The 14,214-nt window shown below is 41.7% G+C and carries 13 protein-coding genes; all 13 read left to right on the top strand.

The genetic code is table 11. From position 1 onward, the window contains the following. The first annotated feature begins 36 nt into the window (after window positions 1-36). The 13 genes from NYE20_RS19035 to NYE20_RS18975 all read left to right on the top strand — a co-directional run bounded on the left by NYE20_RS19035 (window position 37) and on the right by NYE20_RS18975 (window position 14,179). The gene (locus tag NYE20_RS19035) at window positions 37-753 is read left to right on the top strand and encodes a lipoprotein YvcA (protein ID WP_273797242.1); all 717 of its coding nucleotides are present in this window, start codon (window positions 37-39) and stop codon (window positions 751-753) included. Window position 754: 1 nt separating this feature from the next. Beyond that, a complete protein-coding gene (locus tag NYE20_RS19030) occupies window positions 755-2,662 on the top strand; it encodes a DUF6792 domain-containing protein (RefSeq protein WP_339183836.1) in 1,908 nt (635 codons plus the stop codon). Window positions 2,663-2,676: 14 nt separating this feature from the next. Beyond that, window positions 2,677-3,036 (top strand): hypothetical protein, encoded by a 360-nt coding sequence (locus NYE20_RS19025; RefSeq protein ID WP_017695277.1) that lies wholly within the window; start codon window positions 2,677-2,679, stop codon window positions 3,034-3,036. Between the two features lie 166 nt (window positions 3,037-3,202). After that, complete coding sequence (gene bmrA, locus NYE20_RS19020) at window positions 3,203-4,972, top strand: multidrug resistance ABC transporter ATP-binding protein/permease BmrA (protein WP_339183833.1); 1,770 nt, start codon at window positions 3,203-3,205, stop codon at window positions 4,970-4,972. A 125-nt stretch (window positions 4,973-5,097) separates the two neighbouring features. Then, window positions 5,098-6,552, top strand: coding sequence for a tetratricopeptide repeat protein (locus tag NYE20_RS19015; protein ID WP_339183831.1), 1,455 nt, complete (start codon window positions 5,098-5,100; stop codon window positions 6,550-6,552). 380 nt (window positions 6,553-6,932) lie between these two features. Next, window positions 6,933-8,342, top strand: coding sequence for a peptidoglycan DL-endopeptidase CwlO (cwlO, locus tag NYE20_RS19010; protein ID WP_021480679.1), 1,410 nt, complete (start codon window positions 6,933-6,935; stop codon window positions 8,340-8,342). 205 nt (window positions 8,343-8,547) lie between these two features. Further along, on the top strand, window positions 8,548-9,498 hold the full coding sequence (gene trxB / locus NYE20_RS19005; protein WP_003228139.1) for a thioredoxin-disulfide reductase: 951 nt from the start codon (window positions 8,548-8,550) through the stop codon (window positions 9,496-9,498). A gap of 318 nt (window positions 9,499-9,816) precedes the next feature. Further along, window positions 9,817-10,293, top strand: coding sequence for an 8-oxo-dGTP diphosphatase (locus tag NYE20_RS19000; protein ID WP_010886622.1), 477 nt, complete (start codon window positions 9,817-9,819; stop codon window positions 10,291-10,293). Window positions 10,294-10,317: 24 nt separating this feature from the next. Further along, window positions 10,318-11,205 carry an RNase adapter RapZ gene (gene rapZ / locus NYE20_RS18995; RefSeq protein WP_003228143.1) on the top strand — a complete coding sequence of 296 codons (888 nt, stop codon included), beginning with the start codon at window positions 10,318-10,320 and terminating at the stop codon, window positions 11,203-11,205. Between the two features lies 1 nt (window position 11,206). Beyond that, window positions 11,207-12,160 (top strand): gluconeogenesis morphogenetic factor, encoded by a 954-nt coding sequence (mgfK, locus tag NYE20_RS18990; RefSeq protein ID WP_003244450.1) that lies wholly within the window; start codon window positions 11,207-11,209, stop codon window positions 12,158-12,160. A gap of 22 nt (window positions 12,161-12,182) precedes the next feature. Continuing rightward, the gene (whiA, locus tag NYE20_RS18985) at window positions 12,183-13,133 is read left to right on the top strand and encodes a DNA-binding protein WhiA (protein WP_003228147.1); all 951 of its coding nucleotides are present in this window, start codon (window positions 12,183-12,185) and stop codon (window positions 13,131-13,133) included. A gap of 23 nt (window positions 13,134-13,156) precedes the next feature. Beyond that, a complete protein-coding gene (locus NYE20_RS18980; protein WP_077671033.1) occupies window positions 13,157-13,414 on the top strand; it encodes an HPr family phosphocarrier protein in 258 nt (85 codons plus the stop codon). Continuing rightward, window positions 13,415-14,179 (top strand): arylamine N-acetyltransferase, encoded by a 765-nt coding sequence (locus tag NYE20_RS18975; RefSeq protein WP_161621190.1) that lies wholly within the window; start codon window positions 13,415-13,417, stop codon window positions 14,177-14,179. The last annotated feature ends 35 nt before the right edge of the window (window positions 14,180-14,214 follow it).

Here is a 14,214-nt window from a genome sequence, read left to right as displayed (position 1 = left end):
AGAATACTATTCTCACAAAACCCGTGGAGGTTCGTAATGAAAAAGATCATCTATATTTGCTTCAGCTTATTACTTGCCCTGACAGGAGGATGCAGTATGAATGACAATGATAAAAACACCACAAATGACAATAAAACAGAAGCGGTAAAACCAAAAGACATGGATCCCAAGGATCTGCCTCAAGTACCTGCGTTTCAGGATGAGAAAACGAGAGAGTACATGGTGTCAACAAAAGAAGAGGAACCAGGATATTATTTGCTGGAATCTAAGCTGAAAGGGTTTAGGATGTTGTTTCCGGAAGATGGGGAGTATTCAAGTTATTTGTCTAGCCATGATGAAAATGAAGAAATCATAGCATTTGATAGCTATAAAAAAACAAAAAATAAAATGCTAAATGCACAAATAGAGTATTATCAAGGAGTAACTTTTATTAACAATCCTGAGACAATGTTAGACCAAATTAGTAGTGAAAATGGCTATAATGGTAATTTTGAAAAACTAGAGAGCGAAGGTAAAGATATTTATATTGCTCACAAGAAAAATAATTTTGAAAATGATAAAAATAAATATAATTTTTCGTACAGATACTTCGGTTATATTAAGTCTACTGAGAAAGACCAAATAGGTATTGTGTTTTCGTTTATGTTTAGATGCCCAAATAATGATAAGCCTTGTACGTTAGATAAAGATAACTTAGGAGATCAGGTTAAAAAGCTCGTAAAATCCATCACCTTTTTAAATAAGGAGGGGTAAGATGGCTAACTATAATATATTTTCAAATGAAAATGTAAAACTGCGGTTAATAAATTTAGAGTATGATTATAAAAAAAAGTTTGCATCAAACAATCCTAAAGAAATAAAGGAAGCAAAAGCAGAATTTGTAGCGGAAGTCCGCAGGATCTATAAAGAAGAAACTAATCAAAATCTTCCTAAGGATATTGAGATATATACATCTAAAGAACTGATTAAGAAAAATAACCAAAAAGATAAGTCAATAAAAGAATCGGGTTATGATGGTACGGCAATATATATAAAAGATAGTGAAAATCAAATAGACCAACTTCATATTATTTCAGAAGGTAGTGCTGATAACGAGGATTGGTCTTATAATTTTTTTGGCCTCTTCTTAGGGATCGACAATAGCCAATACAGAGCAACGAGAGAATTTACTAAGGAAGCAAAGAAAAGAGCTGGAAATTCTGATGAGTTACATACTTATGCTCTTGGGCATTCACTTGCAAATAACAACCAGGTAATGGTTCAGTTAATAGATGGAGAATTTGATGAAGTATATGGGGTAAACGGTGCTCAGGTTAGTGTAAATCATTTGTTACAGGCTGATAAAGATTTACTTGATGCTATGATCAATAAATTTAATGTTCTGAATACTGATGAACTTGAAAACGTCCGCAAAGAAGACCTTAAAAAAGCAATCACCCAATACTACAATGACAAAGGCGTCACAGCAAAGATCACCCAGCGTATTTCTAAAGATGACCCGCTCTATGGTGTCAGCGGAAAGGCCAATTTTATTACATTTGGCAATGTAAAGATGAAAGATACAAATACAGATGTCAAAGGAATCAGAAGTATTATAGATAAGATTCCTGATGAGGAAGTCCGTTCTATCCAAACTTTTTTACGAAAGTATTCGGATGAATATAAAAAAGGCGGGCTAAACGGATTTATCATGGCTTCGACCGGGATAGATGCAGAGCTTGTCGGCAGTATATTTAGTGCTGATGGAAATGTGGCGAAAGGGAAAATAGTGAAAGACCGGTTTGGTGATATACAGGTAATGGTTAAAAATATCGGGGAAAAAATGCCGGCCTTTATCAAATTCTTTCATACTATCTTGAATAATAGCGGAACAGTTGTGGATCAGCTTGAAGAGAATGGGTATATTGATGAGGCGCAAAGGAAGAGTAACAAAAAACAGTTAAAAATTGTTAATAGTAAGATAGGCGATATAGAAATTCAATATCAACAGTTAAAATACGCACTTTCTACTAATAATGTAGTTGCAATTGTTTATTATGTCTGTGAGTTAATAGGCAGTGTTAATGAATTAAAAGATGCATTTGAAACACTCGACACAGAAACAAAAGACGCACTAAAACTTATCGTCGACGGCCACAGTATCGTTCAAATGCTCAACGCCTTGTCAAAGGAAAAAGGCTTCAGCTATAAAGGCTCCGATATTTATTTTACAGGGAAGAGCGGCTCGGGAGAAACGATTCAAGTCAATCTCTCATCCGCTGTCAGAATCTATCAAAACGGTATGAAAATCGTTGAAGATATGGAAGATGCGATTTCTAAGTACCAGAAGGTTTACAGTCAGGAAATCGATGAAGACTTCATAGATAAAAAACAGGCGATCACCACGGCGATTCATCATATGGAAGAAAACCCTTCGCATTATGCCTTCGATCTTCAATTCCGGCTTGCAGCTGGTTTCAGCCACACATTCGATAAATTGGAGAAAATCTCAGTTCATGAATCATTCCACACAGGTGCGCTTCCTGCTAATGATGGAATTGTTGCTGAATTAAAAAAACAGACAACAGAAAAAAGAGATTTTATCAAAAATATCCGCGAGAGTATTGAAAAGCTGTTTGAAAAAGAAGAAATGATTTCTCAGTTATTTGATTTTCAGCCTTAGGAGGAATATGAAGAGTGACTTCCTTATTTTCAGAAAGTGAAACAGAAATTGTATCAACAACCTATATGTTTCTTACCCAAGATGAAATGAAGGGGAAAGCGGGCACCCTCAATCAACCGATCAACGACTTTCTCAGCCTGACAAAGAAATTTGAGTCTTCATTAAAAGAGGAAATCAAAGGGCAAAAAGGGTTGATTGTAAAAAAAATAAAAAAAGAGCTTGAGTCTAATAGCGAAAAACGAAAAGCCGCCCTTGAGATGATAAAAGAAGAACATACTGCAAAAGTTGATCGGTACAAAATGATAATAGAAGACCTGCGACAGCAGGATGTAACATTGACTTATAGAAAAAAGAAGCCTGTGAAAGATGTCTAACATAAAAAATCTCCTATTCAAACAATGAGTGGGAGATCTTTTATTTTCATCACGGCAAAAATATACTGAAAAAGTCTCTCGCCATTGATATGATTGAGAAAGAGTAAAAATCATCCTTTTGCTATGACTTTTCACCTTTCTGAACGCTGAAACAGGAGGAAAATATATGCCAAACCAGAAACAAAAATCTAAAAGTAAATTGAAACCCTTTTTTGCCTTAGTAAGACGGACCAATCCTTCTTATGGAAAGCTCGCCTTTGCGCTTGCCCTCAGTGTTGTAACCACACTGGTCAGCCTGCTCATTCCATTATTAACGAAGCAGCTTGTCGATGGTTTTTCTATGTCAAATCTGTCAGGCACGCAAATCGGGTTGATCGCGCTGGTGTTTTTCGTTCAGGCGGGTTTAAGCGCTTATGCCACCTATGCCCTTAACTATAATGGACAAAAAATCATTTCCGGGCTGCGGGAGTTACTATGGAAGAAATTAATTAAGCTTCCTGTCTCTTATTTCGATACAAATGCTTCCGGAGAAACAGTCAGCCGTGTAACGAACGATACGATGGTGGTCAAAGAATTGATTACAACCCATATCAGCGGATTTATTACAGGCATCATTTCTGTCATTGGATCATTGACAATCTTGTTTATTATGAACTGGAAGCTGACACTGCTTGTGTTAGTGGTCGTTCCGCTGGCCGCTCTTATTTTGGTGCCGATTGGACGGAAAATGTTCTCCATTTCACGGGAAACACAAGATGAAACGGCTCGTTTTACAGGCCTGCTGAATCAAATTCTCCCGGAAATCAGACTTGTCAAAGCTTCAAATGCGGAGGATGTCGAATACGGCCGCGGGAAAACAGGGATTTCCTCATTATTTAAGCTTGGCGTTCGAGAAGCTAAGGTTCAATCACTTGTCGGCCCGCTTATCTCACTCGTGTTAATGGCAGCCCTTGTCGCAGTCATCGGATATGGCGGCATGCAGGTATCTTCAGGCGAGCTCACGGCCGGAGCGCTCGTGGCTTTTATTTTATATTTGTTCCAAATTATTATGCCGATGGGCCAAATTACAACATTCTTTACACAGCTGCAAAAATCAATCGGTGCAACAGAACGAATGATTGAGATCTTGGCAGAGGAAGAGGAAGATACAGTGACGGGAAAACAAATCGAAAATGCACATCTGCCTATCCAGCTTGATTGCGTGTCTTTTGGATATAAGCCTGATCAGCTGATCTTAAAAGAGGTCAGCGCCGTCATTGAAGCAGGTAAAGTCACAGCGATTGTCGGTCCGAGCGGCGGGGGGAAAACGACGCTGTTTAAGCTGCTTGAACGTTTTTATACTCCGACTGCAGGGGCCATTCGGCTGGGGGACGAGCCGATTGATACTTATTCGCTTGAATCGTGGCGGGAGCACATCGGGTATGTATCGCAGGAAAGCCCGTTAATGTCCGGGACAATCAGAGAAAATATTTGCTACGGGTTAGAACGAGATGTGACGGATGCTGAGATCGAAAAAGCCGCGGAGATGGCATATGCGCTCAATTTTATAAAGGAGCTGCCGAATCAGTTTGATACAGAAGTAGGTGAACGCGGCATTATGCTGTCAGGCGGACAAAGGCAGAGAATCGCAATTGCGAGAGCGCTTCTCCGTAACCCAAGCATTCTTATGCTCGATGAAGCGACCTCAAGTCTCGACAGCCAATCTGAAAAATCAGTTCAGCAGGCGCTTGAGGTGCTGATGGAGGGCCGCACAACGATTGTGATCGCTCACCGCCTATCTACCGTTGTAGATGCGGACCAGCTTTTGTTTGTTGAAAAAGGGGAAATTACCGGTCGTGGAACACACCATGAGTTAATGGCTTCCCATGGTCTTTATCGGGATTTTGCTGAACAGCAGCTGAAAATGAATGCGGACTTAGAAAACAAAGCTGAGTAAATTTTGGTCGAATCAGCCAATAAAAAAGAGGAGGGATTTTCCCAATCCTTCCTTTTGAACTATTGAGGGGCTTACGATTTATGGTATACTACTGACGGTAATATTGTATAAAACGGAGGGTAGTTGTGGGAAAACACACTTCTGAACATAAAAATCACGCACAAATTGTCCAGCTGCTTCAAGATGGACAATATTTTTTTCATAAAGGCTTGAAAGCGTATAAAGAGCGCAATCTAAAACGGGCAAGCAAACTGATTCAGCGCGCGGTTCATTTGGATCCGGAGGATTCAGAGATGCTTTCACAGCTTGCGGTCATTTATTCGGAAATGGGCCAGTATCAAGAGTCGAACGATCTTCTTGACTATATCATGGCAAATCTGGAGGCCGAAATGCCGGAGTGCCATTACTTTAAAGCGAATAACTTTGCCCATCTGGGGCTCTTCCAGGAAGCTTATAAAGAAGCGGCCGCTTATTCTGATGCGGACCCGGATGGTGAATTCGCCGAAGAAAACGATAGTCTGCTTGATTTGCTCGATTTAGGAGACGACGGCATTGAGGATTCGTTGTATGATCAGGATGAACTGCTGGTGAAACAGGATCGGGCAAAGTCATTGCTGGAAAGCGGCCAGCTTGCTGAAGCGGTTGCGGCGCTTGAGGAAATCACAGCTGAATATCCGGAGCTTTGGTCAGCATACAACAATCTCGCGCTTGCCTATTTCTATTCAGGAAACGTTGTAAAAGCGAAGCAAACCGCTTATGAAGTGCTTTCTCATAATGAAGGAAATCTTCACGCCTTATGCAATCTTCTCGTTTTCTACTATTATGAAAGAGAAGACGAAAAAGTGGCGGAATTGAGTGATCAGCTCTCCAATGTCTATCCGATGCTATTGGAGCAGCGTTATAAATTGGGTGCTACCTTGGCACTTGTCGGCCGCTACGAGATCGGATATAAATGGCTCAAATCATTATATAAAATCGGCTTTGAAGGTGACGACACCTTCTTTTACTGGCTTTCATGCTCTGCTTATTTTACGGGACATACCGACTTTGCCGAGACGATCTGGAGAAAAGTCGAGTCGCAATATCCCGGCGAAGACCGCCCGGCGCCTTGGATTGAGCGGAGGGAAGCTCTTCCTTCATCTGTGGAACAGCGTCTCGCAGCCTATTATATCAGCAGCACAAAGGGAGAAACAGAGCATCTTGAAGCGGTGATACGCTCAAAGAGAATAACCGCTCCTTTTGAAAATCATTTTGTAAAGCTGCTTCTAAATGGAGATTCTGGGGCTGCTGACGTTTCAGAGGATGCACTTTTCGCCTATCAAACGGTCAAACTATTAGAGCAAGCTGAAAAAGAAGAGATGAAAACAGAAGTCATGAGCTGCTGGGTTTTCCATGTCATCCAGCAAATTCGTGCAGTTGCTCCGTTGAAAAATGAGAAAGGCTGGGCAGCAGCCATCTGTTATATTTGGAAAGAAGCCCATGGCAAGCAAGACACGAAAAAAGACACAGCGGCCCGATTCGGCATCTCTCCGGCAACTTTGACGAAATATATGAAATATATTGATGATATTCTAGAATAGTAAATTTTAAAGAGTCGATTTATTTAATCGACTCTTTTTTTGTTTGATAGATTATATTAAGAAAATAATATCGACAGTTTTTTTACACGCTTAAGAAAAATGACAAATGATGTGTGACTTGACATCTGTTTGAAACATAAATGTAATAAAATTTATCGCTAATTTGTCGAAACTTGATGGTATAATGATTCTCGTACATAAGGAATTAGTGTTTTTTACATATGATGTGAAATAAACGCTATACAACCAGAATAAGAGATGCACAGAATAATTAACCATAAACAACCATCATTCCTCGTAGAGTATGAGGAACGAAACTTGATGTTCAAAATACGATTCCAAATGAGGACAGGTTCACAGTAAAAGGGAGGATATAAAAAGTGAGAAAGAGTTTAATTACACTTGGTTTGGCTTCCGTCATCGGGACAAGCAGTTTTTTGATCCCATTTACAAGTAAAACTGCATCGGCGGAAACATTAGATGAAAAGAAACAAAAAATCGAAAGCAAGCAATCTGAGGTTGCTTCCAGCATTGAAGCGAAGGAAAAAGAATTAACTGAGCTTCAGGAAAATCAATCAAAGATTGAAAAAGAACTGAAAGACATTAACGCTAAGGCGCTTGATACAAGTAACAAGATCGAAGATAAAAAAGAAGAAAATGATAAAACAAAAGAAGAAATCAAAAAACTGAAAAAAGAGATTAAAGAAACAGAAGCACGCATCGAAAAACGCAATGAAATCCTGAAAAAACGCGTTCGTTCTTTACAGGAAAGCGGCGGATCTCAAGGATACATAGATGTTCTTCTAGGATCAACAAGCTTTGGTGACTTTATCTCTCGTGCGACTGCGGTTTCATCTATTGTGGACGCAGACAAAGATTTAATCAAACAGCAAGAGCAGGATAAAGCGAAGCTCGAAGATTCCGAAGCGGATTTGAATGACAAGCTGAAAGAAGTTCAAGCTGCATTGGCTAAATTAGAAACAATGCAAAAAGACCTTGATAAACAGCTTAATGAAAAAGACAAGCTTTTCGACGAAGCAAAAGCAAGCCAGAAGAAAACGGCTAAAGCGATTTCTGAATTAAAATCAGAGGCGTCTGAACTTGCAAATCAAAAAGCAAATACTGAAGCTGAACAAGCACGCATCAAAAAAGAACAAGAAGCAGCGGCTGCTTTGATCAAAAAGCAGGAAGAAGCACAAAAAGCATCTGATGAAACACAAACAGATGACAGCCAAACGGCTACAACTGAATCAGCAAAAGCAAGCTCATCTGATGATTCTTCAGACAATTCTTCTAACGGTTCATCAAACAGTTCGTCTAACGGCTCATCTTCTAAGAAGAGCAGCGGCTCAAACAGCAATTCAGGCGGCACTGTTATCAGCAACTCCGGCGGAATTGAAGGCGCGATCAGCGTTGGTTCAAGCATTGTAGGACAATCTCCATACAAGTTTGGCGGCGGACGCAGTCAGTCTGATATCAACAACCGTATTTTTGACTGCTCATCTTTCGTACGCTGGGCATACGCTTCTGCAGGTGTTAACCTTGGACCTGTAGGCGGAACAACAACTGATACGTTAGTTGGCAGAGGACAAGCTGTCAGCGCGTCTGAAATGAAACGCGGAGACCTTGTGTTCTTTGACACTTACAAAACAAATGGACACGTAGGAATCTACTTAGGAAACGGTACTTTCCTAAACGACAATACATCTCATGGCGTATCTGTTGACTCTATGAGCAATCCTTACTGGAAAGCAGCATTTAAAGGCGTTGTAAGACGTGTTGTTCAATAATAAATATGACAAGGGCCTTCTATAAACAGAAGGCTCTTTCTTTATTAGCATATACCCTTTTCGAATACATTTAATCGTGTTGAGCAAAAAAATAGCGTATCACCATGAGATTTTATAGGATATGGGTAAGGAATACGTTTGATGGGGATTCTTATCTTATAAGAAAGAGCCCAAACTTGAAAAGATGGTTTAAGGAGTGAATAGTGTGTCAGAAGAAAAAATTTATGACGTGATTATAATCGGCGCAGGCCCTGCTGGGATGACGGCCGCTGTATACACATCAAGAGCGAATTTATCGACATTAATGATTGAAAGAGGAATTCCTGGCGGACAAATGGCCAATACGGAAGATGTAGAAAACTATCCTGGATTCGAAAGTATCCTTGGGCCTGAGCTTTCTAACAAAATGTTTGAACACGCGAAAAAATTCGGCGCTGAATACGCTTATGGCGATATTAAAGAGGTCGTTGACGGCAAAGAGTACAAAGTAGTCAAAGCTGGTTCAAAAGAATATAAAGCCCGTGCTGTCATCATTGCTGCTGGTGCGGAATATAAAAAAATCGGTGTGCCTGGCGAAAAAGAATTGGGCGGCCGCGGTGTATCTTATTGTGCAGTATGTGACGGGGCTTTCTTTAAAGGCAAAGAGCTTGTTGTTGTTGGCGGCGGAGATTCCGCGGTTGAAGAAGGCGTGTATCTGACTCGTTTCGCTTCAAAAGTAACAATTGTTCACAGACGAGATAAACTCCGTGCTCAAAGTATTCTTCAAGCGAGAGCATTTGATAATGAAAAAGTTGACTTCCTGTGGAACAAAACCGTGAAGGAAATTCATGAGGAAAACGGCAAAGTCGGTAACGTAACGCTTGTCGATACGGTAACCGGTGAAGAAAGTGAATTCAAAACAGACGGCGTATTCATTTACATCGGCATGCTTCCTCTGTCTAAACCGTTTGAAAACCTGGGCATTACGAATGAAGAAGGCTATATCGAAACAAACGACCGCATGGAAACTAAGGTTGAAGGGATTTTCGCTGCCGGAGACATCCGCGAAAAATCACTGCGCCAAATCGTAACGGCTACAGGAGACGGAAGTATTGCGGCACAAAGCGTACAGCATTATGTCGAAGAGCTCCAAGAAACGCTGAAAACCTTAAAATAAAAAGGGATGTCATACGAGTTTCACATTACGTTACTGGGTTTTAATTCCGTTGTAACACATGTGTAATGCTTTTCGGTTATGATTAATAAAGTAATTGACCCCCTTTTTATAATGAATACACTTTTTTGGCACGGATTCTCCAGTTATCCGTGTCCTTTTTTTGTCCATAAATAAAAGATGAATGCCAGTTACAGCAAAATCATCTGAATTAAGGAATGAATATGCTGTAAAATAGAAGAAAAGATTGTCAATGTCTCTTCATTGTGGGAGGCATCTTGAAGCGGTATAATAAAGAGACGATGACAGGACGAAGGTTAGGTGACGTACTTGCAAAGAGTGACAAATTGTGTGCTTCAGACGGATGACAAAGTTCTTCTGCTTCAAAAGCCGAGACGCGGATGGTGGGTCGCGCCGGGAGGCAAGATGGAGAGCGGAGAATCAGTTAGAGACTCCGTCATCAGAGAGTACAGAGAAGAGACTGGTATCTATATCATAAATCCTCAATTAAAAGGCGTTTTTACCTTTATTATTAAAGACGGTGACCACATTGTCTCCGAGTGGATGATGTTTACGTTTGTCGCTGATTCATATACAGGACAAAATGTATCAGAATCAGAGGAAGGCAAACTGCAGTGGCACGATGTCAATGACATTCAGAACCTGCCTATGGCCCCTGGAGACGGCCATATCCTTGATTTTATGATGAAGGGACAAGGGCTGCTGCACGGCACATTTACGTATACACCGGAATTTGAGCTGCTCAGTTATCGTTTAGACCCGCAGCACATCAAATAGAAAGACAAGTCAGGGGGGAGAAAGATGAGTGCTAGTGAATCACATGATATTCAGCTTGTCATTATAACCGGAATGTCGGGAGCGGGGAAAACGGTCGCGATCCAAAGCTTTGAAGATCTCGGCTATTTCTGCGTCGATAATCTTCCGCCTTCATTGCTTCCGAAGTTTTTAGAGCTGATGAAGGAATCAAATTCGAAAATGAGCAAAGTTGCGCTCGTGATGGATTTGCGCGGCCGCGAATTTTTTGACCGGCTGATTGAAGCGCTGGATGAAATGGCCGAAAATCCGTGGATCACACCGCGAATTTTATTCCTGGACGCGAAGGATTCCATTCTCGTCACAAGATATAAAGAGACGAGACGCTCGCATCCGCTGGCAGCGACTGGCCTGCCGCTTGAAGGCATCGCGCTGGAACGAGAGCTGCTTGAGGAATTAAAAGGCCGCTCTCAAATCATTTACGATACATCTGACATGAAGCCGCGTGATTTGCGTGAAAAAATCGTGAAGCACTTTGCGACAAACCAAGGAGAGACATTTACCGTGAATGTCATGTCATTTGGTTTTAAATACGGTATTCCAATTGATGCAGATCTCGTCTTTGATGTCAGATTTTTGCCGAATCCGTACTATATCGAAAGCATGCGGCCGCTGACTGGCAAGGATAAAGAGGTTTCCTCTTACGTCATGAAGTGGAATGAAACGCAAAAGTTCAATGAGAAATTAATTGATCTGCTGAGCTTTATGCTTCCATCTTATAAAAGAGAAGGAAAGAGCCAGGTTGTCATTGCGATCGGCTGCACAGGGGGCCAGCACCGCTCTGTGACATTAGCCGAGAATTTAGCTGATTATTTCAAAAAGGATTACTATACTCATGTTACTCACCGGGACATTGAAAAGAGAAGCCGGAAATAAGATGGGACAAAAGCCGAAAATTGCAATCTTTGGCGGCGGTACAGGTCTTTCTGTATTGCTTAGGGGCTTAAAGCATAAACCTGTTGACATCACGGCCATTGTAACAGTTGCCGATGATGGGGGAAGCTCTGGCCGTCTGCGGAATGAACTGAAAATTCCGCCTCCTGGAGACATCAGAAATGTGCTTGCCGCTTTATCCGATGTGGAGCCGCTTGTTGAAGATCTTTTTCAGCACCGCTTCAATAAAGGGAATGACTTAACAGGCCATTCTCTCGGGAATTTGATTTTGGCAGCGATGACAAATATAACCGGTGATTTTTTTCACGCTGTCACTGAAATGAGCAAGGTGCTGAATGTAAGAGGAAAGGTTTTGCCGGCTGCCAATGCCAGTGTCGTTTTGCATGCTGAGATGGAAGACGGCCGCGTGGTCTCAGGCGAGTCAACGATCCCAGAATACGGACAGCGCATTAAGCGTGTTTTTCTCACGCCTGAACAGATTGATCCGCTGCCGGAAACAATAGACGTGATCAGGGAAGCGGATTTGATTATTATCGGCCCGGGAAGCCTCTATACAAGCATTCTTCCCAATTTGCTCGTCCCAAAAATCGGGGAAGAAGTGATAAAGGCGCCGGCGAAAAAAGTATACATTTGCAACGTGATGACTCAGCCCGGCGAAACGCTCCATTACACCGCTGCTGATCATGTGAAAGCGCTCAATCAGCATATGGGCTGCGGTTTCATTGATACGATATTAGTGAACAGTGAAGACATTCCCGACGAAATAAAACGTAAGTACGAAATGGAATCGGCGCGTCCTGTTGATTTTGATATCGAAGAGCTGAAAGCGATGGGGCTTGAAGTCATCAGAGATCAAATTGTAACGTATAAAAATGACGTAATACGTCACGATACACATAAAGTGGCCTCTCTTCTTGTTGATTTACTGAAAGAATGAAGCCTTGAAATGAGGTGGCTATATGTCATTTGCATCAGAAACAAAAAAAGAATTAACGAATCTGGAAGTGAAGGACTGCTGCATTAATGCCGAGCTGTCTGCACTCATTCGGATGAATGGAGCTTTATCATTTACAAACCGCCATCTCGTACTCGATGTTCAAACCGAAAACGCGGCGATTGCCCGCCGCATCTATACATTGCTGAAAAAACAATATGATGTGTCGGTCGAGCTGCTGGTCAGAAAGAAAATGCGGCTGAAAAAGAATAACGTCTATATTGTGCGTTTTTCAGAAAATGCAAAAACGATCTTAGAGGATTTAAAAATACTCGGGGAGAATTTTGTGTTTGAACGAAGTATTTCGAAAGAGCTGGTCAAAAAGAGATGCTGCAAGCGTTCTTATATGAGAGGAGCATTTTTGGCAGGAGGTTCGGTCAATAACCCGGAAACCTCCTCGTATCATTTAGAAATCTTCTCTCTTTATAAGGAGCATAACGATTCATTATGCGACCTGTTAAATGAGTTTCAGTTAAACAGCAAAACGCTTGAACGGAAAAAAGGCTACATTACCTATTTAAAAGAGGCTGAGAAGATTACAGAGTTTCTGAACGTAATTGGCGCTCACAATTCGCTTCTGCGATTTGAGGATGTCAGAATCGTCCGGGACATGAGAAATTCGGTCAACCGCCTCGTCAATTGTGAAACAGCCAACTTAAACAAAACGATCGGCGCATCGCTGAGACAGGTGGAAAATATTAAATACATCGATGAAAGAATCGGCCTGGAGGCGCTGCCTGAAAAACTTCGGGAAATTGCGCAGCTGCGGATTGATTATCAGGAAGTGACGCTGAAAGAGCTGGGGGAAATGGTAGCAAGCGGGAAAATCAGCAAATCAGGGATCAATCACAGGCTGAGAAAACTTGACGAAATCGCAGAACAGCTGCGGACAGGGCAAACCGTCACTTTAAAATAACCGTAAAGAAAAGGGGAGATCTTATGGTTCAACAGAAAGTGGAAGTTCGATTAAAGACAGGACTGCAAGCACGTCCTGCTGCTTTGTTTGTACAAGAAGCAAACCGGTTTACGTCAGATGTGTTTCTTGAGAAGGATGGGAAAAAAGTAAACGCCAAAAGCATCATGGGGCTGATGAGCCTTGCGGTAAGCACAGGCACTGAGGTTATCTTGATTGCCCAGGGAGAAGATGAACAAGAGGCGCTGGAGAAGCTGGCTGCTTACGTTCAAGAAGAAGTTTAGGTGATAAAAATGAGTGACTTTCTAAAAGATTGCTTTCAGAAAATTGGCTGGGAGAAAGATCATGTCAGCTTCGGCGATCTTCCCCTTTTTCTCAAAGCAATGGCATACCGTTTTCCATTCGAAAACCGTGCCGTACTTGCAAAAGAGAATTATAAGATCACAAAAGAAGAGCTATGGCGACGTCTGCTCAAAGATCAGCATGGCGGCCTATGCTACGATCTAAATGGTTTCCTTTATTTTGTCTTGCATGAGGCCGGGTTTCATGTGAAGCTCATTCGAGGAACGGTTTATGCAGGCAATCAAGAGGGATGGGCACTAGAAGGGACGCATGCTGCTGTATGGCTGTCTGCGGAAAACGGCGATTACATCGTTGATATCGGCTTCGGCATCAACCTGGCGCTCCAGCCGATACCGCTTTCCGGAGAAACGGTACAGTCACCAGTCGGGTCATTCCGAATCAAAAAAGAAGAGACAGAAAAGGGCAGCCATGTTCTGCTGATGGACAAAGGAGAAGGCTGGCAAATTGGGTACGCCTTTACTCTTGAAGAGAGTGATCTCGGTGATTTAGATAACATGAAGGACATCATTCACTCTCATGAAAAATCTCCTTTTAACAAATCCCCGCTTGCCTCAAAGCTGACGCCGAGCGGAAGGATGGTCATGTCAGAGCGCCATTTTACGATTCATGAAAACAGCAGTGACATTCAAAAAAGTGACATTGGCCCTTCAGAATTTGAAGAGAAATTAAATACTCATTTTTTGTAACGTGAAAAGCTTGCAGGTTATCTGCAAGCTTTTTC

Source organism: Bacillus sp. FSL R5-0416 (assembly GCF_037975425.1).
Classification (GTDB): domain Bacteria; phylum Bacillota; class Bacilli; order Bacillales; family Bacillaceae; genus Bacillus; species Bacillus subtilis.
The sequence above is the reverse complement of the archived record's forward strand: the minus strand, read 5'-3'. Positions and strand labels throughout refer to the sequence as shown.

Bases quoted from the DNA above. Each gene is read 5' to 3' on its own strand.
- NYE20_RS19035 (WP_273797242.1), top strand. From the start codon at position 37: ATGAAAAAGATCATCTATATTTGCTTCAGCTTATTACTTGCCCTGACA.
- NYE20_RS19030 (WP_339183836.1), top strand. From the start codon at position 755: ATGGCTAACTATAATATATTTTCAAATGAAAATGTAAAACTGCGGTTA.
- bmrA (WP_339183833.1), top strand. From the start codon at position 3,203: ATGCCAAACCAGAAACAAAAATCTAAAAGTAAATTGAAACCCTTTTTT.
- rapZ (WP_003228143.1), top strand. From the start codon at position 10,318: ATGAGTGCTAGTGAATCACATGATATTCAGCTTGTCATTATAACCGGA.
- mgfK (WP_003244450.1), top strand. From the start codon at position 11,207: ATGGGACAAAAGCCGAAAATTGCAATCTTTGGCGGCGGTACAGGTCTT.
- whiA (WP_003228147.1), top strand. From the start codon at position 12,183: ATGTCATTTGCATCAGAAACAAAAAAAGAATTAACGAATCTGGAAGTG.
- NYE20_RS18980 (WP_077671033.1), top strand. From the start codon at position 13,157: ATGGTTCAACAGAAAGTGGAAGTTCGATTAAAGACAGGACTGCAAGCA.